We start from the raw sequence: 19,659 nt of genomic DNA on the forward strand, positions 1-19,659 counted from the left end.
GTAGGTCGTTTTCTTTTATAATGATATCTATTTTACTTTTGTGAAAAATTCACGAACTAAAGGTGCAAAGCTATAAGCTAAAGCAGCAAAACCAATTACAAGGAAAAATGATAAGACAGGCACCGTTTGATAGATAAAGAATAAGGTTGAAGCTACTAAAACTGCAGCCATAATAAAAGCCTGAATCGGCAATACAATAATTAATAAGTAACTATTCTTTACTAATCGTTTAATCGGACTGAAATACCTTGTCGTCATTGCAAGACCAATAATTGAAGCTACAATAGTTACAACTAAAATCAACGCTGATAAGACAAATAACATAAAACCGATAATTCTCAATAAATCAACGTTATTATTCGCAAATTTCCAGTAAAATTGTGCCATATAAACCATAGCAGCAAGTAGAATTAAATACACGATCCATAAGAGTATCTTTTTAGTGATATCACGCTTAAATTCATTCCAAAACGGCTTTATCAGTGTACGATTCTCATCCTCAGAAAGCTTAAGTGTTGTATGAATTAAGGCAGAAATTGCTGGACCAATCGTAACAACAGGTATACATAGAACGATAAATAATAGATTTAATAAAATAAAATCAGCAACTAATGTAGCAAAATGCCAAAACTTGCTGTCTTGATTATATTGCATGAGAGACCATCCTTAATAATTAATTACTTTAATAGTATACGTTGAGGTGCGTTAAAATGCAATGATGTTTCTTTTTTTCTATTTTAAATACATAATCAGGTTTACATAATATATATTATACTAAGTTATATGTCGAAAAGTTTCTATATCCTCTATCATAAATGAATACGCCCAGCATTTATAAGTAACACTGAGCGCATAACGTTATATAGCTTTTAATGTATCGATATCTATATTCTTATTAATTGATAATAAACATAGGACCTTTTTTGTAACTTTTTTGTTACAACTAATGCTTAATGCATCGGCATATATATTCAATTGGTCCTTATATTTACGGACAATGCTTTGAATTCCTTCTATAGAATCTACGACATAATCTGTCTTATAGTCAAATACAATAATCTCATCGTCTAACTCGACATATCCATCGATAATCCCGTGAATCATCATCAAATCATCTGTTTGAATCGATTTGAAGAATTTGCTAGCTTCAAGTACATATGAAAATGCTTGCTCACGGACTAATGCATGTGAATTTTGAACAATCCATTGACCAAATGTTGATTGGAAGAATTCGAACGCTTGTGTCACTGGAACTTTTGCAGCAACTTCTGGTGTAATTTCATTGGATTCCACTAAACTTTCCAGTAATTGTTCTAACGAATCTAATGTAATGGTACTTGTAAAGTCCACTTTCTGCATTAATAAGTGAAGAGCGCTACCTCTTTGAGCTCCAGAAACAGTTGTTGAACTAGTTTCCATAAAGCGTGGTTGTTCCAATGAAGGAGAGAGATAAATGGCTCTTCTCCCCTCTTCTATCAAGCTATTTTGCGATAATTCTTCGATGATTGGATCTTCAAGTACACGTTTTAATTCAGACACACTTTGATAGCTTGTTGTCTTGCTTTCAACGTAAAACTGGTAATCTTGTTGAATGGTTTTTAGCATACTTTGAACTCGAACCTTCAATTCACCCGGAGAATTGGCTTCATTATAATATTCATGCCAATCTTCTTGGAAGACTTCCTTATCACTGATTTCATGGATATAGTGTTTGCTATTAGATACAATATCCGCCTTAGCAACAATTTCAGGAGTAATCTTGTATTGTTCGCGAATCGCACTCAGTAGCATCCAGTTAAGGAATGTACTGCTTTTGAATCGTGCTTGATACGGTAAAATTTCACTAGATTCATTCATTAAAAAGGCATATTTCTTCTTAAATGACTCGTAGTTTTTAATAGTACCTACAATAATTAGTTTTTCACGTGCACGCGTCATTGCTACATACAATTTACGCATTTCTTCGGATAATAATTTCTTCTTCTCGAAGTTTCTTGTAGCTACTGCTTGAACGGTTGGATACGTAATACGAGTGCTTAAATCAAAGTAATTTGTACCTACACCAATCTCATCAGAGCACATGATGGACGCTTTTAAATCTTGCATATTGAATTTACGATTGGTATCGATTAAAAAGACGACTGGGAATTCCAACCCTTTACTTGCGTGAATCGTCATCACTTGCACAGCATTTGAATCCGTTGCTATTGGCGCTTCATCTAAGTCTTTTTCTTTCTTTTGCAGAGCTTCAATGAAACGAATAAAGTTACGAACTCCTTTAAAGCTACTTGATTCGTATTGATGGGCATGTTCATATAATGCATGCAAGTTTACAGCTCTTTGCGTACCATTGGACTGTCCATGAACATATTCCAAATAATGAGTATCCATATAAATTTCCCAGATTAACTGTGCGATGGATTCGTTATTAGCGCTGTCTCTCCATTTATTTAATAAGGTTAAAAAGCTTTCTAGACGTTCTTTAATCGCTAATTGTTGCTTAGAATCATAATAGTCTACGTCCTTGAGTTTAAAATCAGAAATAAATTGACAAACAGCTTCATAGTAACTTGTATTTTTGGATGATGTACGAATATGAGCTAATGCGATTTCGTCTAATCCAACAAGTCCAGAACGCAATACAGCAACTAATGGAATATCTTGTAATGGATTATCAATCACTTTTAGTAAAGAAACCATTGTCGTAATTTCAGTACGTTTAAAGTACGATTGCGCCTTTTGAACGTTCACTGGAATACCATATGCTGCAAAAATCGATTCAATCTTATCATTGTTACTCTTTGTAGATGAAAGGATGGCGAAATCTCCATAATTTACGGAACGTTTGGCATCTGCTTTATCATTCATCACTTCAAAAGGAGTATGAATCATCTCTTGAATGCGTTGAGCGACATAATGAATCTCATTTTCTACCTTTTCGAACCCTTCAGCATCCTCTAAATCGTCCGTACTTTCATCTAAATCCACATCTTCAATTAAAATAATTTCGCTGGATTTATCATCATCTTGAGAATATGAAAGATTCCCTGTTTTTAGTGCAGCGACATCGTCATATTCCACTTGTCCCAACTCTTTATTCATAATTTGTTGGAATACCTTATTCGTAAAGGAAAGAACTTCATCTCTAGAACGGAAATTCTCTGCTAGTACGATTCTCTCCCCACACTTTCCTTCGGCATACGCTTCGTATTTTTCGCGGAATAGAGACGGATCTGCAAGACGGAACCCGTAGATAGATTGTTTTACGTCTCCTACCATAAAACGGTTATCAGGCTTATTTACGAGCTCTAAAACCGCTTCTTGGACACGGTTAACGTCTTGATACTCATCTACCATGACTTCTTTAAAGTGATTTTGATAGTATTCTGAGGCAATCTTTAACCCATTTTGATCCAATTTCGTCAAAATTCTCAAAGTATCATGCTCTAAATCTGAGAAATCGAGCTTGTTTAACTGATGCTTTTCATCCTGGAAACGGTCATAGAACATCACTGCAATATCTGATAGCTTCGATAGAATTCGATTCACTTTCGTCATTTGTTGAAGCTGAACTTCTGGCGAAATCACAAAGTAATCCTCTTTGATTTTTTGGAAGTCTTTTTTCAAATCTTCACGAATCGCTTTAATCTCATCTAGGCTTTCTTTAACGGTTTCATCCACTTTAGCTGTAGACCAGTTCTTAAATTTTCTATCTTCGAATGTTTGATACGCAAAAACATAGGATTCCTCTTGGATATGTACCAGAACAGCTTTAACAAAATCTAAATCATCTTCTAAAACTGCTTGATGCTTCGGTGCTCCAAGGAGTTCAATTTCTTTAAGAAGTTGATCATATTGAGTAACAAGGTAGCTTAACTCTTCGATTAATGCTGGTTTCACATACTTTTTTACGAAAGGTGTTGAAGCATAATCAGTTCCTACAGAATAGTTCTGCGTTAAATGAGATAACCATGTTTTAGGTTCTCTTTTAGAACGCGAATATTGATATAGACGGTAAACAGTATTCGTAATACCATCGTCTGAACGGTCGCTTGAGAACGTTGCAAATACTTCTTCATATTCTGGTTGTTCAAGAAGCTCTTCTTCCAACGCTCTCCAGACCTTTTCTTGCAGAAGTTGTCCTTCAATTTCATCCATCATCGTAAATACGGGGTCAATCCCTGCTAAATAGAAATAACGACGAATCACTTTCATACAGAAACTATGAATCGTTGAAATCATAGCAGACGGAATCAGTTGTAATTGTTTCGCGAAACGTTGCTGAAGGACTTCATCCGTTGATTTTTCAATCGCTTCTTCTAGTTTAGAACGAAGACGCTCCTTCATTTCTTTTGCTGCAAGTTCTGTAAAGGTTACAACTAGCAACTCATTAATGTCGATACCCTCTTGAATATGCATGAGAATCCGTTCTACAAGAACTTTTGTTTTCCCAGAACCAGCTGAGGCAGAAACAAGAAGATTGTTCCCACGAGTAGCTATCGCTTTCCATTGATCAGGTGTTGCTTGTAAGCCTTTTGGTTTCTCTGGAATCATGCTTCTGTCTCTCCTTTCTTCTCTTGTAATTCATCTTGAATAAATGTAATCCCCTCTTCTTTTTCAAATTTAGGAAGAGTACGATATCTGTTTTCTGGGTTTGTAGCATCGAACTGTGCTATACTACTAAATTTACCGGATACAGAATCTGCATATTGTTTAAAGTCCTCGTAAGGAGCTAGTGTGATATCCCCAGATAGGATTCCTTTTCCTGCTTCTTGAATCTTTTCCCATACGAAATCTTTGAATAACTTCAATTCTTCTGTCGTATAAACACCATTTTTATAAGTTGCACTAATGCCTCCGTCTTTCTTAAGAGCAACATTCAAGACATTCGACTTACTCGTCTCAACTAATTCCGGATTGAGTCTAGCAATCTCATCAGAATTGATTAATCCACGGTGTTTAAACGCTTTTGTCCATTCTTGCATAAACTTATCTTCCGTTGGCACTTCTTTAATGCTGAATTTAGGATTATGCACATGGATATAGCTTGCTTCTAGAGGCGTTGGAATTACGCCTTTTTCACTGCGAATGATTTCTTCTGAAACTTTCAAATACGTTAATAATTGGATTTGAACCCCTGCAATGAGTTTAGCGATTTCGAATTTTTGTTCAGAAGATTTATAGTCAATAATTCCGTTAAAAATTCCATTATCTGCTTGTAGTAAGTCGATACGGTCAATCTTCCCACGTAAATGAATAGATTGATTATGTCCAATTGGAATATGAATTGGATAGTTTCCAGAAGTCCCGAATACCACTTCGGTCATCCAAGGTTTTGTCTCTAGCGCTAAGGCTTGTTTTTGAAGCGCATTTGTCGTTTGCATTAGAGTTTGGTGTAACAATCCTTGGACAAAGTTTAAACGTCTAGAAGAGGCTAAAATCGCAAATTTCGGATTGTCTTTCATTCGATTGAAGATATCTTTTTCAATAGCCAACTTTTGCTCTAACGTTAAGTCTCTTAGAGATATCCCACGTGCATTTAACTCTTTAATAAACTGATCAAAGAATTCATGGAAGTATTCACCAGTATTGGCTGGTGAAAGCTCAAATTCTTGACGTTCTTTCAGTCTTAATCCGTATTGTAAGAAATGACTAAATGGATCTTTATAGTAAGTTTCAATTTGAGAAGTTGATAAATTTAATTGATTTCCATAAAGCTCTTGCGCAAGAGAAAGTGGCAATTTACTCGCTACATTCAATCTAAAGACAGACGCTAGTAATGCGTGATAGTTAGCACTGAATGTGGCGTCAACTTTTAGTAAATGAGGAATTAATTTCCACAAGAAATCAATCTCTTCTTTTTCTTTGAACTTGTTCTCTCTCATCTTCAATAGAAGCGTTGTAAAGAGTTCATATGGAACAACGAAATCACCTTGTTCTAAGCGGTTTTGTCGGTTAAATGACCCATCAATTTCTTCTAATTCATAGTGTTTTAATAAACGTTGTATGAAATTTGAAACTAGTTGCTCCTTACCATCTTTAGAAATAGCACAAGATAAATAGAGATGTTCCGTTGCACTCATGAGTAACTGATAGAACACAAACGGTTCAACAGATTGTAATTGTCCTGTTGTAGGAGCTAGGAAACGGCCACTATCTAAATGATTTGAGAATAGTTCACGTTCATCGTCTGTTAATAACCCTGTTTCATCAATATTACGTGGCATTACACCTTGCGAGAGCCCTACTGCAAAAGTGATTTTCTTCGGCGTATAACGAACGGAATCCATCCCAGTGATGGTTAATTCATCTAATGTAGATGGTGCTAAATTATAGTGCGTTTGTTCAAAACCAGTATGAAGTAACATCATAAAGGTTTCCCAATCAAAGGATTTTTCACCAAAAATATAAATGTATTCATCAAGCAAACGGATAAATTCAGTCCAAACTTGTTCTTGACGTCTAGCTGTTTCGACATCTCCTTCTTCAGCAGCAACGTCTCTCCAATAAATAAAGGATTGATCAACGCCTAAAGTTAATAGTAATTGATATAGTACAGAAACAGCTTCTTTCGTTGTAGTTGATTGTTCTATTTTTTTGAATGCAGGTAATAATATACTTGTTAATTCATTCCGAAGTTGCTCTGCTTTTAGTAGAACTCGTGTATTTTTATCAGTCTGTTCCACTTTCGAATCTTCGTCAATGGAATCTTCCACATACGACCAAGGTTTCCCATTTGTCCATTGATACCCTTCGTAACCATTGGCAAGAATAACCGTTTCTGTTTCGTCTAATTGTTGTCTAAACGCTTGTAATTGGTCCTTAAGTGAAGTTTCATCGTCTTTATGCCATAAGACATATTCACTACGAAGAAGACTCATAATATCGGCATAACGCCAATCATATTGCCAAATAGCAAAAAGCGCGTCTAGTACTTGAATGATTGGATGATGTTCCATAGAATCTGATAAATCGATAAATCCAGGAATAGCGTATTGCTTTAAAAGCGATTCTAAGAATAAATGATTCTCTTCTAAATTACGTCCTAAAATTTGGATATCTTTGTAGCGAACATTTCCAGTTTGCACCATTCTTTTAATTTGGGCAAAAGTTTCTTGGTACTCTTCTCTTTCGTCCGTATATTTAGTAAAAGTAATCTTTTGTAATGGAATTTTTTGTTCTGGTGTTCTTTTCACCTTTGGAAGTCCACCATTTGTTTCCAGCCAGAACTGTTCCACCTCTTTAAATTCTTCATCAAAGATAGATTCAGTATTTTCCCATTCGATGATGCGCGCTAAGTCATCTCCTCTATTGATCCATCTTGAGAGTCTCTCCAGGAGAATTCTATTTGAAGTAAACAGTGAATCTCCTATTTCATTCTTGGCAGTATGTACACCATAAGTTGTTAATGTAGCATGAAATTCAACAGTGGCACCACTTCCCACTAAAGCTTCAATTACTTCCATTTCAGCCTTCGATAACGTCACCATTTCATCAATCGCAATAAAGGTATTGGATAAATCTTTAGAAGCAATGACACTACATAACTGGGCATAACTTTCTTCTTGGTGAACAAAATCTTGTTTTAGTGCATTCGTATAGTAACGATAAATAATTCCAAATTCTTTTAATCGTTTCTCGTTTTCAGTAGGGTTGGTTGCTTCAAAAAAGCTTGAGAAATCCTCAATTTCAATTCCTCCTGATTGAAATTCATTCATTACTTTGCTTAGTTGTTCAAGAAAACCTTTATGACGAGCTTCGTTTTTAAAGAGTAATAGTTCGTCAGAATGTTCCTCCAAAATAGATTTCAAAAGCATTGCAATTCCTACTTTTGAAATGGAAATCTTTTCTGTAATAGCTTCATTACGAAGGAGATACCATAATAAACGTTTAAAACTATAAACTTGTAGTCTCGTAGAAGCATAACTTCGGTTGGTTGAATTCGATAACAACTCCCCGACATTTCGAATCATTTCCATTTCAGCAGTAAATTTAATATGATCTGGAACGATATAGAACACTTGGTGTGTTTCTTTTTCTTTCAACCAATTTGAAAAACGTTCAGCAATCATCTTTGATTTATTGGTTGATTTTTTTGAAATTACAGCTTTAAATCCCATCATTATCCCTCCACTTAAAGTCTTCTTTAGTATATCATGAAATCAAACAAATACGGCTATTTATTTCAATAAAAAAACACCTTTAGTAGTTTCCCACTAAAAGTGTATATTTCATTCTACGATAAATAAATTATCCTACCAATTTTTCTAAAAGATCGGGACGGAATCCAAAGAATGGTTCAACGCCATCAGCAACAATTACAGGTAATGATTGGAACCCTAATTCCTTCACTTCTGCTAAAGCCTCTTCTGACTCGAAAACATCTTTTACAGTGAATTCCACATTGTTATTTTCAAAAAATTGTTTTGTAAAATTACATTGCATACAATTTGGTTTAGAATAAAGAATAATATTGCGATTTGACATATTACTTCTCCCCCTTTTATTTTTTCTGACAGAAGTTATCATACATCATTTTGTTTCAAAATACAATATATAGTTCTTATGAAAATACAATATTCATTTTCAACACAATATATAGTTTTTCACAAATTACTTATAAACGCTGATATCATAACCTTTATTCGTTACATATCCCTCTTTTTCCCATATATTTTTCTTTTGTTTTTTTGCTTTCTTTTCAATTTCTTGGAATTGCTTTAATAAACTTGTATTGGGTTCATATGCATAACCAACTCTCGCAAGCCCTTCTTCAATTAGAATATCTTGAAGTAACTTACCATCCACGTATACGTACATTAATGCACGGTCATACTTATCTGCATGATCTCCTACATCGAAACTTCCTTCAATTTTCTTTGCATTCTTCAACAATTCTTCAGTACGTTTCTTCGCCTCATCCGCAAATGGTTGAGCCTCTTTTCCTTCTTTAGCTGTTTCTGGGGCATCTACAATAAGTAAGCGAACCTTAAATTCCTTTCCTTCATAACTGAGGTGGAATGTATCTCCATCAGCTCCGTACACATATTTAAAAGGATACTTTTTCATACTTTCAAAAAAATCAAAGTTTTTTCCCGTAAAAGAAGAATTAGACGTATTTTGAGAGGTTTTGGAAGAAGAATGAGCATTTGATTTATTGGTAGCTTTTTGCTCTCCAAAAGCTTTATAAAGAGCAAATACGATTAAGATAATAATTGAAATAATAGTACTAATCATTTTCCATTGTTTTTGTGTCATTACCCTACTCCTTTATAAATAAAAAAGAGGCAAAAGCCCCTTATTTATTCAAATTATACTTCTAAAAGTTCTTTCTCTTTAGTTGCAGCTAATTTGTCAATGTTTTTAACACTGTCATCCGTAACTTTTTGAATGTCCTTTTCTAATGTATGTAATTCATCTTCTGTAATTTCTTTTGCTTTTTCAGCTTTTTTTGCTTGATCAATTGCATCACGACGAATATTACGTACGCTTACTTTTGCATTCTCAGCTTCTTTACCTACTTGTTTAGCTAATTCTTTACGACGTTCTTCTGTTAATTGCGGAATAATTAAACGAATTACGGAACCATCACTTGTTGGCGTAATTCCAATATCGCTCATTAAAATCGCACGTTCAATGTCATTTAATGAAGATTTGTCATAAGGAGTAATTAAAAGCATGCGAGCTTCAGGAACCGTAATTGAAGCTAATTGGTTTACAGGAGTTAAAGCACCGTAATATTCCACTTCAAGACGATCTAAAAGACTTGCGTTCGCACGTCCAGCACGAATAGAGCCCAATTCACGTTGAAGTGCGTCTTCAGATTTTTTCATACGCTCTTTTGTATGAGCTAAAATTTCGCTAGTTGACATATCCTATTTCCCCCTAACAGTTGTACCAATGTTTTCACCTAATACAACGCGTCTGATATTTCCCGGTTCATTTAAATTGAACACCACTAATGGAATATCATTATCCATCGAAAGTGAACTTGCAGTGGTATCCATCACTTTTAATCCCTTTTGAATAACGTCCAAGTGTGTTAATTCATTATATTTTTTCGCATTTACGTCAATACGTGGGTCAGCACTGTAAACACCATCCACATTGTTTTTCGCCATTAAGATTGCATCTGCTTCAATTTCTGCAGCTCGTAAAGCAGCAGCTGTATCAGTTGAGAAGTAAGGATTCCCAGTACCACCAGCAAAGATCACAACACGTTCTTTTTCTAGGTGACGTACCGCTCTACGACGAATATAAGGCTCAGCAATTTGGCGCATGTCAATTGAAGTTTGAACACGAGTTGGAACACCTACGTTTTCTAACGCATCTTGAAGCGCAAGAGCGTTCATTACAGTAGCTAACATTCCCATATAGTCTGCTTGAGCACGCTCCATACCAACTTCTTCGCCAGTAATTCCACGCCAGATGTTACCACCACCGACAACAATTGCGATTTCAACACCAAGATCATGAACCTCTTTTAATTCTTTAACAACTTCTTTAATCGTTGGTGGATTAATCCCGAAGCCTGCTTGGCCAGCTAAAGCCTCACCACTTAATTTTAAAACCACACGTTTATATTTTGGTTCAACCATTGCTTTGTCTCCTTAATCTTTATAAAAAAAGGGAATAGCGGGTAGTGGACTACCATATTCCCTATCTTCAACAATAATTATTTTCTAACTTGTCCCATTACTTCTTCAGCGAAGTTATCAACACGTTTTTCTAAACCTTCACCAACTTCATAACGGTGGAATAATTTAACTTTTCCGCCTTTAGAAGCAACGAATTTAGAAACTGTTTGATCTGGATCTTTAACAAATGGTTGATCGTTTAAGCTGATTTCAGCTAAGAATTTGTTTAAACGTCCAGCGATCATTTTTTCTACGATGTTAGCTGGTTTACCTTCGTTTAATGCTTGTTCAGTAAGAACTTTCTTTTCATGTTCTAATTCTTCTTCAGAAACTTGTGAACGGTCAATATATTTAGGGTTGATTGCAGCGATATGCATTGAAACATCTTTAGCTGCTGTTTCATCAGTTGTACCTTCCACAACTGTTAACACACCAATACGTCCGCCCATGTGTAAGTATGCACCGAAAGCATCTGCATCAGATTTTTCAACGATTTCAAAACGACGTAAAGTGATTTTTTCACCGATAACTGTAGTAGCTTCAGCAATCACATCAGAAATTTTTCCGTTTGGAGTTTCAACTTCAAGAGCTTCCTCTAATGTAGCAGGGTTTGCTTTTAAGATTGCTTCAGAAACTTCTCTAACTAATGCTTGGAATTTGTCGTTTTTAGCAACGAAGTCAGTTTCAGCATTCACTTCTAAGATAACTGCGCGGTTTCCTTCTACTAATACATTAGTAATCCCTTCAGCAGCGATACGGTCTGCTTTTTTAGCAGCTTTTGCCAATCCTGCTTCACGTAAGAAATCAACTGCTTTGTCGATATCTCCTTCAACTTGAACTAATGCTTTTTTAGCATCCATCATACCTACGCCAGTCATATCGCGTAATTGTTTTACTAATTGAGCTGTAACTTGAGCCATTCTCAATTCCTCCTATAAATTGCTTTAAAATTTTTATGAACTTTTTAAAAAAAGCTGTTTGAATTGAAAAGTCTATTTCGCCTCTTTCTGATTCAAACAGCTTAACAGTTAGTGATTATTCAGCGTTGTCGCCTTCAACTAATTTTTCGATATCTTCTAATGAAGTATCTTTATCTAAGTCTTCAACGTCTACTGCTACGTCTTCACCTTGGTTACCTTCGATGAATGCATCAGCCATTTTAGCAACGATTAATTTAACCGCGCGGATAGCATCATCATTTGATGGAATAACAACATCAATTTCATCTGGATCACAGTTTGTGTCAACCATAGCAACGATTGGAATGTTTAATTTGTGAGCTTCTTGAACAGCAATGCGTTCTTTACGAGGGTCAACGATAAACATTACATCAGGAATGCGTGGCATATCTTTAATACCACCTAAGTATTTTTCAAGTTTGTCTAATTCTTTTAATAGAATACCAACTTCTTTTTTAGGTAATACTTCGAAAGTGCCGTCTTCTTGCATTTCTTTGATTTTTTTCAAACGTTTGATACGTGTTTGGATTGTATCCCAGTTCGTTAAAGTACCACCTAACCAACGATGGTTAACGTAGTATTGACCTGAACGGATTGCTTCGTCTTTAACAGCATCTTGTGCTTGTTTTTTAGTACCAACGAATAATGCAATACCACCGTTTTCAGCAACTTCATGCATGTAGTTGTATGCATCGTCCACTAATTTAACAGTTTTTTGTAGGTCGATGATATAGATACCATTTCTTTCTGTGAAGATGTATCTCTTCATCTTAGGGTTCCAGCGACGTGTTTGGTGACCGAAATGTACACCAGCTTCTAACAATTGTTTCATTGAAATAACTGCCATTTTTGTTTTCCTCCAATTTGGTTTTTATTTTCCTCCCCAATTTTCAGCGATAAGACCTCTTCTAAAAGAAGCACCAATCTTAACATCCAATTAGGTGTGAATTTTTGTTGGTTTTTACACCATCAATGATTGTACATGATAAACCGTTTAAATGCAAGAAAATTCTATTGTTTTTGTATATATAATATCACTCTTTTCCTTTAATAGCATCTTTTTCAAAATGTCCAATCCCATCTTCTACCACGAAAGTACTAATAATATCCTGTGTCTTTCCGTTTACCAATAGACTTCCACTGAATTTATAAATCCCGTCTACAAAGCTTCCTTTAGGCATTGAGGTTAGTTTTTCTTTAAAATAATCTAATGGACTACTCTTATGATCATCTAATTTTGAATTTAAATCTGAATAAAAGATTAACTCTGTATCCATATAAACAAGTTTAGAGTTCATTAATTCTACGGGGTCTATATTATAGAAACCTGCAGCATCCGTATCTCCATTCTCACGATTTAAAATTGCTTTAGATAAAAGAGCGCTATATAATTTTCCTTTATTAGTAGGCACTAACTCTGATAGTCTTTTCTCAAAAAGATTAACTCCTAAAGCTTCATGAACGGTTTCCTTAAAATTCATTACTAAGTTTTTTGTTTTTCCATTCTCGCGATACAAATTTAATAAAAAATGAAAATGTCTGTAATTTATTTGATTGAAGAGAGTCTTCTCCTCGTCGGATAGGTAATTTTGAATGAAATCAAGCTTATCCTCTTTGTATTCATTTTCATAATTGTTTGAATCTTTTTCAACAGCAGTAAGATTCTTAGTTAAGTTAGTACCATCGGATAATTGCTCCTCGTATGTGATATCTGTCAAAGTAACTCCATTTGGCTCAACTACATGCTTTTTCCCTTTAATAGTAAGTGATCCTTTTAGACCTATTTCTTTAAATGATTGTTGTAGACTTACCTTTGCATAAGAAACCGAGGCAAATCTATTTTGAAGAAGAGTTACATTAGAGAAAAGAATTAAAAGAATCCCAAAAAATACACTTAGTTTTACAATAGACTTATAAGATCTACTTATTTTTACTTTTTGTACTAGACCAATGATGAATATGACAGAATAAATAAGGCAGATACCAGCCGTAATCTCAAAATGAGAAATATAGTTGACTAGAAATAACTCGCCGGTAAAAATACCCGATAACTGTAACAATAAACCAATCAAAGTCAAACTTAATTGGATCGTGCTAAAAAATCGCATTTCCTTACTCTGGTTAAAATCAGAATGAATCTTCATTTGGTCACGTAGTAAAAAGAAATTACCGAAAAAGAAAATAAGAAAATCTATAAGAAAGAAAGGTAACAACACAAATAGTGCGAGACCAGACGAATAGTAAACCATATGATACAAAATATTATAAATAAAGTACCCTAACAGTACTAAAGAAAGCTTAATAAAACTAATCTTGTCCTCTTTCATACGCAGACCTCCAAAACTTCCTATAAGGATTATATCATACTGTAAAGAAAACCTTACAAAATCATTAATAGATTCAACTTGCAAAAACACGTGAATTATTTCATACTAATCATACAGAAATATAAAAGGAGAAGATTATGATTTATAAAATCACGATTTGGATTGTTCGTGGATTATTAGTCCTATTAAACGGATTCGCTGATTATAAAGGTAGAGAAAAATTACCAAAGCATACTGGATATGTACTTGTGGCGCCCCATCGTTCTTGGTTAGATCCGGTTATGATGGCGATTGCTGTTTATCCTCAACCACTTGTTTTAATGGCTAAGCAAGAACTGTTTAAGCCAAAACCATTCGCTTGGTTTATAAAAAAACTTGGAGCATTCCCTGTGAACCGAGAAAAGCCAGGCCCAAGCGCGATTAAGTATCCTGTCCAACAAATTAAGGAAAATCAAAAAGCCCTTGTTATCTTTCCTACTGGGACTCGTTATTCAAACGAAATGAAAGGCGGCGCAGTAACCATTGCTCGTCTAGCAAAAGCCCCTATCGTTCCAATGGTGTATCAAGGACCGTTAACATTCAAGGATATTATTAAACGTAAAAAAATGCATGTAAGAATTGGTGACCCAATCTATATTGCAGACCAAAAACTAACAAAAGAAGAAATTGCAAATTACGATCAAGTACTAATTCAAAAATTCGATGAACTCGATAAGGAAATCGATCCAAATTATGTATATGAATTACCTGTAAAAGAATAACGTTATACCGTATACGGTATAACGAAAAAAACCATCGGAATACTCCGATGGTTTTTTGACTTTATTTTTTAGCTCTTTTTTTAGCTTGTGCTTTCATTGAAGCAGCAATTTGACGAACTTTTTGTTCTGATGGTTTTTGACCCATTTGAGTCATCATGCTACGAATCATATCTTCATCAAATGGTGGGTTTTCTGCGAAGTAATTCATCATTGTACGACGTGCGATAAAGAAACCACCGATCGCACCTGCGATTGCAGCAAGAATCACGATTAAAATCCATGCTCCTGTTGACATTTGGCTTTCTCTCCCTTCAATATGTGTATCCTTAACTATTGTACTAAATTATGAAGAAAATGAAAAGCCTTGCGGTAAAGTTTTCATTTGTTAATTTCGCAAATCAGGAACACATTGAAAAATTACTTAACTAAACCTTTCGCTAACACATAGTTTCCTAAAGTAGCTGAACCGTTATTATCAACGGCTGGAGTAACAATAAAGTCTTTTACTGGCGGAGTTGGTACATATCCGTTTAGTAATTCCTCAAACATACGATGAACGCGTTCTAACATATGATTTTGAGCCATAACTCCTCCTCCAAAAACAATCTTTTCAGGGCGGAAAGTTAGAGTTGCTTGAATGGCTGCTTGAGCAATATAACTCGCCTGAACATCCCAAACATCACTAGCAATATCTATATGTTCTCCACGAACTCCAGTACGTGCTTCTAAACTTGGTCCAGCAGCTAAACCTTCAAGACAGCCTTTATGGAAAGGACAAACGCCATCAAAATTATTTGCCACATCAATTGGGTGCTTACTTACATAAACATGTCCCATTTCAGGATGGCTAGTTCCTCCGATAAATTCACCACGTTGAATCACACCCGCACCAATTCCGGTACCGATTGTATAATAAACAAGCGTTTCGATATTTTCTCCACGATTGTTACGCGCATAAACTTCTCCGTAAGCAGAACTATTTACATCTGTTGTGAAGTAAATGGGCACATCTACTCTCTTTTTCAACGCACCAACAACATCCACATTTGCCCAATTTGGTTTTGGTGTTGTCGTGATGTATCCATATGTTTTAGATTTAGGATCCACATCAATCGGTCCAAATGACCCGATTCCAATTGCAGCTAGATTTTTAAATTTTGCAAAAAAGTCCGCTGTCTTTTTTAACGTTTCTTTTGGAGTCGTTGTAGGAAATTGAAGTTCTTCAACAGTATTAAAATCTTCATCAGCAACTGCACAAATAAACTTTGTGCCTCCAGCTTCTAAACTTCCATATAAGTTTGTCATAGGCCTTAAGCTCCCTTAGTTATTTTTAATTATTGTATCATATTTTTACCTAAAAAAAGAAGACGAATCCTGTAATAGAATTCGTCTTCCAGAAAAATTATACATGTAACTCTAATACTCGAGTTTTATTCGTAACAGAACCAGTTGCGATTGGAGTCACTTCTGCATAATCCATGGTGTTAGTGATAATGACCATTGTTGTGTCATCTAACCCATTTGCAGCAATCACTTCAGAATCAAATGTTCCGATGATATCCCCTGCTCTTACACGGTCTCCTTGAGATACTTTTGCTTCAAATCCTTTACCATTCAACGAAACAGTATCGATTCCGACGTGAATGAGAATTTCAGCACCATTATCTGTTTTTAAACCATATGCATGACCTGTTGGGAACGCAATCGCGATTTCGGCATCTGCTGGAGCATATACAACTCCTTTAGATGGCTTCACTGCAATCCCTTGTCCCATAACTCCGCTAGAGAATACAGGATCATTTACCTCGCTTAAAGCCACAACTTCGCCAACAATTGGTGAATGTAATTTTTCATCAGTACGTTCAGTCGCCGTCGCACCTACTTCTTCCTCTTGAGTTTCTTGTGAAGAAGGTCCTTCTGCTTCAACAGGAGTATCTAACATGGAATCATCGTAACCGAATAAATAAGTAAACGTAAATCCTAATGCAAATGATACTGCAACCATGAATAAGTATTGTGGTAATTGTTGATTTCCGACATAAAGCATTGAACCAGGAATGATTGTAATTCCGTTACTTGTACCCGCTAATCCTAGTAAAGCTGAAAGAGCTCCACCTAACGCACCTGCTAACAATGAAAGAACGAATGGTTTACGGAATCGTAAGTTTACCCCGAAAATAACAGGCTCTGTAATTCCAAGGAAAGCAGATAAAGCCGCTGGGAATGTTAATGCTTTTAATTTTGGACTCTTCGTTTTAACACCAATCGCAACCGCCGCAGCCCCTTGAGCCGTCATCGCAGCTGTAATAATAGCATTAAATGGGTTTTGTCCAGTCGCTGATAATAAGTTAATTTCTAATAAATTGAAGATATGGTGAACTCCAGAAACAACGATTAATTGATGTGTACCACCAATGATTAGTCCACCAAGACCAAATGGTAAATACAATACAGTTGTTGTAAGTGAAAGAATCACTTTCTCTACTTGATGGAAGATTGGTCCTAATACAAAAAGTCCTAAAATTGACATTACAAATAATGTAATAAAAGGTGTTACTAATAAGTCCAATACTTCCGGTACATATTTTCTGACCCATTTTTCAAAATTAGCACCTACAACCCCGATGATAAACGCTGGTAAAACAGAACCTTGTAATCCAACGACATCCACAAGACCGAAGAATTTAATTGGAACAATTTCCCCACCTTGAGCAACCTCCCAAGCGTTAGGAAGAGAACCAGAAATTAACATCAGACCAAGTACAATTCCGATTGTTTGATTCCCACCAAACACTTTAAACGTAGACCAAACTACTAAGGCTGGTAATGCGATAAAAGCCGTATCTGTTAAGATTTTAGAATAAATTAAAAAGTCAGATGGTAATACAACACCAAAAGCCTCTAACAATCCACGAAGCCCCATAAAAAGACCTGTTGCAACAATGGCTGGAATGATTGGTACAAATACATCCCCGAATGTACGAACAGAACGTTGGAACCAGTTTCCTTGTTTGGCTGCTTCAGCTTTCATTTCGCTAGTTGTTGAAGTTGGTAATCCAAGAGATACCACTTCATCATAAATACGGTTTACAGTTCCTGTACCGAAAATGATTTGGAATTGTCCTGCGTTGAAGAACGCACCTTGAACTTTTTCAATATTCTCGACTCTATTCGTATCGATTTTTTCCTTATCTTTTACCATGATACGAAGACGCGTTGCACAGTGCGCTACACTACTAACGTTGTCTTTGCCACCAATGGCTTCGATAACACTTTTAGCAATTTCAATATTATTCATCCATTACACTCTCCTTTATAAAAATTGTTACTAATAATAGCACATTTATTTCATTTCGAATTGTATCATTATACCGTTATAAGTCAAGTTACATCTGATATTGAATCACTAAAAGAACACTTCCCCCAAAAAAGCTTGCATTTACGCGCAAAAACACGTACTGTAAAGATACAATTTTAGAGGAGGAATCCATCATGAAATGGACAACTGAAAAGAGATATAAAAGGTATGAAGATTGGTCAGAGGCTGAAAAAGAACAATTAAAGTCTACAATGGAAAAATCTCCTTGGAGAGCGAAATATCACGTAGAACCATCTAGCGGATTATTAAATGACCCAAACGGATTTTCTTATTTTGATGGCAAATGGATTTTATTCTACCAAAACTTTCCTTTCGGAGCGGCTCATGGTTTAAAATCATGGGTACAACTGGAAAGTGATAATCTTGTGACCTTTAAAGAAACTGGAGTCAAGGTACTACCAGATACTCCACTCGATAGTCATGGTGCGTATTCAGGTAGTGCAATGCAATTTGGTGATCAATTGTTTCTATTTTATACAGGAAATGTTAGAGATGAAAATTGGGTTCGTCACCCTTACCAATTAGGGGCACTTATGGATAAAGACGGTCATATTGAAAAACTTGGAAAAGATTTGATTCCAAAACCAAGTGATGCTACAGATCACTTTAGAGACCCTCAAATTTTTCAATATAAAGATCATTATTACGCGATTGTAGGAGGTCAAAACCTAGATAAAAAAGGGTTTGTTCGCCTCTACCGCTCTGTTAATAACGATTATACAAATTGGGAAGAAATTGGAGATTTAGATTTTAAGAATGACAATACCGCTTATATGATGGAATGTCCGAACTTAGTATTCGTAGATGACAAACCAGTACTCATTTACTGCCCTCAAGGATTAGATAAAGACGTATTCCACTACGATAATATTTATCCAAACTTATATAAAATCGGTGAAACATTCGACCCAGAAAATGCGACGATCACACCAGTTTCTAAGCCCCATCAATTAGATTACGGTTTTGACGTCTATGCTACTCAAGCGTTTAACGCACCAGACGGGCGTGCGCTTTGCATCAGCTGGCTTGGATTACCAGATGTTTCTTATCCTAGCGATATTTACGAACACCAAGGAATCTTATCTTTAGTGAAAGAACTTTCCATTAAAAATGGTAAATTATATCAAACTCCTGTAAAAGGAATTGAAAAACTTCGCCAATCTTCACTTCCGTTTAATAAATATATTAAAAACACATCGAATTGCTACGAGTTAAACCTTAAATTAGAAGGCGATATGATTCATGAACTTGTTCTATTCTCAGACAAGGATGGCAATGGACTATCCCTCATCTTTAATCTTGTAGATGGTGAGATTGTAGTTGACCGAAGCAATGTTGGAGAAGCCTTTGCTACAGAATACAGTAGCGTTCGTACAGCACCAATTGCTCCAGCAGACACTACTGCGCGTATCTTTATTGATAATTCTGTCTTTGAAATCTTTGTTAATGATGGAGAAATGGTCTTTTCTGGCCGTGTCTTCCCTCGCGCGGATCAAACACATATTTCAATTTTACAAGGAGATCCAACTGGGGTCTATTATCCACTGCTTTCATTTACAAATCCAAACTAAAAAAAGAAGATCCAATAGGATCTTC

General features: G+C 35.5%; 15 protein-coding genes. 2 read left to right on the forward strand and 13 right to left on the reverse strand.

Translation table 11 applies throughout. The annotated features are described in order from the left end of the window. Positions 1–27: 27 nt before the first annotated feature. From NQ540_RS04970 to NQ540_RS05015, 10 genes are all read right to left on the reverse strand, one after another. Positions 28–654 carry a DUF624 domain-containing protein gene (locus tag NQ540_RS04970; RefSeq protein WP_005605489.1) on the reverse strand — a complete coding sequence of 209 codons (627 nt, stop codon included), beginning with the start codon at positions 652–654 and terminating at the stop codon, positions 28–30. A 204-nt stretch (positions 655–858) separates the two neighbouring features. Further along, positions 859–4,554, reverse strand: a complete 3,696-nt coding sequence (addA, locus tag NQ540_RS04975) for a helicase-exonuclease AddAB subunit AddA (RefSeq protein ID WP_005605490.1) — start codon at positions 4,552–4,554, stop codon at positions 859–861. Further along, positions 4,551–8,123 carry a PD-(D/E)XK nuclease family protein gene (locus NQ540_RS04980; protein WP_005605492.1) on the reverse strand — a complete coding sequence of 1,191 codons (3,573 nt, stop codon included), beginning with the start codon at positions 8,121–8,123 and terminating at the stop codon, positions 4,551–4,553. Before NQ540_RS04980 ends, addA begins: the two co-directional genes overlap by 4 nt. A 127-nt stretch (positions 8,124–8,250) precedes the next feature. Continuing rightward, positions 8,251–8,487 carry a glutaredoxin-like protein NrdH gene (nrdH, locus tag NQ540_RS04985; protein WP_039848779.1) on the reverse strand — a complete coding sequence of 79 codons (237 nt, stop codon included), beginning with the start codon at positions 8,485–8,487 and terminating at the stop codon, positions 8,251–8,253. Between the two features lie 126 nt (positions 8,488–8,613). Continuing rightward, positions 8,614–9,258 (reverse strand): thermonuclease family protein, encoded by a 645-nt coding sequence (locus tag NQ540_RS04990; RefSeq protein ID WP_005605496.1) that lies wholly within the window; start codon positions 9,256–9,258, stop codon positions 8,614–8,616. A gap of 53 nt (positions 9,259–9,311) precedes the next feature. Then, positions 9,312–9,872 carry a ribosome recycling factor gene (gene frr, locus NQ540_RS04995; protein WP_005605498.1) on the reverse strand — a complete coding sequence of 187 codons (561 nt, stop codon included), beginning with the start codon at positions 9,870–9,872 and terminating at the stop codon, positions 9,312–9,314. A gap of 3 nt (positions 9,873–9,875) precedes the next feature. After that, positions 9,876–10,598, reverse strand: coding sequence for a UMP kinase (gene pyrH, locus NQ540_RS05000; protein ID WP_005605500.1), 723 nt, complete (start codon positions 10,596–10,598; stop codon positions 9,876–9,878). Positions 10,599–10,675: 77 nt separating this feature from the next. Then, positions 10,676–11,557: a translation elongation factor Ts gene (gene tsf / locus NQ540_RS05005; protein ID WP_005605501.1), complete on the reverse strand. Its 882-nt coding sequence runs from the start codon at positions 11,555–11,557 to the stop codon at positions 10,676–10,678. Between the two features lie 115 nt (positions 11,558–11,672). Beyond that, positions 11,673–12,443: a 30S ribosomal protein S2 gene (gene rpsB, locus NQ540_RS05010; protein ID WP_039848780.1), complete on the reverse strand. Its 771-nt coding sequence runs from the start codon at positions 12,441–12,443 to the stop codon at positions 11,673–11,675. Positions 12,444–12,630: 187 nt separating this feature from the next. Beyond that, positions 12,631–13,923 (reverse strand): hypothetical protein, encoded by a 1,293-nt coding sequence (locus NQ540_RS05015; protein ID WP_050755086.1) that lies wholly within the window; start codon positions 13,921–13,923, stop codon positions 12,631–12,633. A 137-nt stretch (positions 13,924–14,060) separates the two neighbouring features. Between NQ540_RS05015 and NQ540_RS05020 the strand changes: the two genes are divergently transcribed. Then, entirely contained in the window at positions 14,061–14,684 is a 624-nt protein-coding gene (locus tag NQ540_RS05020; protein WP_005605507.1) for a lysophospholipid acyltransferase family protein, read from the forward strand. A gap of 61 nt (positions 14,685–14,745) precedes the next feature. Here the strand turns inward: NQ540_RS05020 and NQ540_RS05025 are convergent, their stop codons facing one another. The 3 genes from NQ540_RS05025 to NQ540_RS05035 all read right to left on the reverse strand — a co-directional run bounded on the left by NQ540_RS05025 (position 14,746) and on the right by NQ540_RS05035 (position 17,982). Beyond that, complete coding sequence (locus tag NQ540_RS05025; RefSeq protein WP_005605509.1) at positions 14,746–14,979, reverse strand: YneF family protein; 234 nt, start codon at positions 14,977–14,979, stop codon at positions 14,746–14,748. Positions 14,980–15,101: 122 nt separating this feature from the next. After that, positions 15,102–15,989 (reverse strand): fructokinase ScrK, encoded by an 888-nt coding sequence (scrK, locus tag NQ540_RS05030; RefSeq protein WP_005605510.1) that lies wholly within the window; start codon positions 15,987–15,989, stop codon positions 15,102–15,104. Between the two features lie 97 nt (positions 15,990–16,086). Further along, complete coding sequence (locus tag NQ540_RS05035; protein WP_005605512.1) at positions 16,087–17,982, reverse strand: PTS beta-glucoside transporter subunit IIBCA; 1,896 nt, start codon at positions 17,980–17,982, stop codon at positions 16,087–16,089. A 194-nt stretch (positions 17,983–18,176) separates the two neighbouring features. Here NQ540_RS05035 and NQ540_RS05040 point away from each other — a divergent pair, with 194 nt between their 5' ends. Then, positions 18,177–19,634 (forward strand): sucrose-6-phosphate hydrolase, encoded by a 1,458-nt coding sequence (locus NQ540_RS05040; RefSeq protein WP_223429374.1) that lies wholly within the window; start codon positions 18,177–18,179, stop codon positions 19,632–19,634. The last annotated feature ends 25 nt before the right edge of the window (positions 19,635–19,659 follow it).

The organism is Granulicatella adiacens ATCC 49175 (assembly GCF_025150565.1).
In the GTDB taxonomy this organism is placed as follows: Bacteria; Bacillota; Bacilli; order Lactobacillales; family Aerococcaceae; genus Granulicatella; species Granulicatella adiacens.

What these genes read in the sequence shown, in the direction of transcription:
- NQ540_RS04980 (WP_005605492.1), bottom strand. Translation starts at nt 8,123, where the DNA reads ATGATGGGATTTAAAGCTGTAATTTCAAAAAAATCAACCAATAAATCA.
- NQ540_RS04970 (WP_005605489.1), bottom strand. Translation starts at nt 654, where the DNA reads ATGCAATATAATCAAGACAGCAAGTTTTGGCATTTTGCTACATTAGTT.
- NQ540_RS05015 (WP_050755086.1), bottom strand. Translation starts at nt 13,923, where the DNA reads ATGAAAGAGGACAAGATTAGTTTTATTAAGCTTTCTTTAGTACTGTTA.
- tsf (WP_005605501.1), bottom strand. Translation starts at nt 11,557, where the DNA reads ATGGCTCAAGTTACAGCTCAATTAGTAAAACAATTACGCGATATGACT.
- pyrH (WP_005605500.1), bottom strand. Translation starts at nt 10,598, where the DNA reads ATGGTTGAACCAAAATATAAACGTGTGGTTTTAAAATTAAGTGGTGAG.
- NQ540_RS05040 (WP_223429374.1), top strand. Translation starts at nt 18,177, where the DNA reads ATGAAATGGACAACTGAAAAGAGATATAAAAGGTATGAAGATTGGTCA.
- NQ540_RS05025 (WP_005605509.1), bottom strand. Translation starts at nt 14,979, where the DNA reads ATGTCAACAGGAGCATGGATTTTAATCGTGATTCTTGCTGCAATCGCA.
- NQ540_RS05020 (WP_005605507.1), top strand. Translation starts at nt 14,061, where the DNA reads ATGATTTATAAAATCACGATTTGGATTGTTCGTGGATTATTAGTCCTA.
- addA (WP_005605490.1), bottom strand. Translation starts at nt 4,554, where the DNA reads ATGATTCCAGAGAAACCAAAAGGCTTACAAGCAACACCTGATCAATGG.
- rpsB (WP_039848780.1), bottom strand. Translation starts at nt 12,443, where the DNA reads ATGGCAGTTATTTCAATGAAACAATTGTTAGAAGCTGGTGTACATTTC.
- NQ540_RS05035 (WP_005605512.1), bottom strand. Translation starts at nt 17,982, where the DNA reads ATGAATAATATTGAAATTGCTAAAAGTGTTATCGAAGCCATTGGTGGC.
- frr (WP_005605498.1), bottom strand. Translation starts at nt 9,872, where the DNA reads ATGTCAACTAGCGAAATTTTAGCTCATACAAAAGAGCGTATGAAAAAA.
- scrK (WP_005605510.1), bottom strand. Translation starts at nt 15,989, where the DNA reads ATGACAAACTTATATGGAAGTTTAGAAGCTGGAGGCACAAAGTTTATT.
- nrdH (WP_039848779.1), bottom strand. Translation starts at nt 8,487, where the DNA reads ATGTCAAATCGCAATATTATTCTTTATTCTAAACCAAATTGTATGCAA.
- NQ540_RS04990 (WP_005605496.1), bottom strand. Translation starts at nt 9,258, where the DNA reads ATGACACAAAAACAATGGAAAATGATTAGTACTATTATTTCAATTATT.